The sequence below is a fragment of the Ewingella americana ATCC 33852 genome (genome assembly GCF_000735345.1).
GTDB classification, from domain to species: domain Bacteria; phylum Pseudomonadota; class Gammaproteobacteria; order Enterobacterales; family Enterobacteriaceae; genus Ewingella; species Ewingella americana.
The window spans coordinates 1-206 of sequence record NZ_JMPJ01000084.1 but is presented as its reverse complement, the minus strand read 5'-3'; the positions used below and the strand labels follow the sequence as shown (position 1 = coordinate 206).

Annotated in this window: 1 tRNA gene; it reads left to right on the top strand. The window is 52.9% G+C overall.

Features of this window, described 5'->3' with window-relative positions:
* The first annotated feature begins 10 nt into the window (after positions 1-10).
* Positions 11-100: transfer RNA gene (locus GEAM_RS22295), tRNA-Ser, on the top strand.
* Positions 101-206: the final 106 nt, after the last annotated feature.

Here is a 206-nt window from a genome sequence, read left to right as displayed (position 1 = left end):
AACGACTTACGGTGAGGTGTCTGAGTGGCTGAAGGAGCACGCCTGGAAAGTGTGTATACGCTAACGCGTATCGAGGGTTCGAACCCCTCTCTCACCGCCAAATAAAAGCAAAAGGGGCTTGGATGAAAATCCAAGCCCCTTTTGCTTTTATTCGTTGGGAGCGGCCCGGTGAGACAAACTGGCAGGAAAGCCAGTTTGCACAGCCG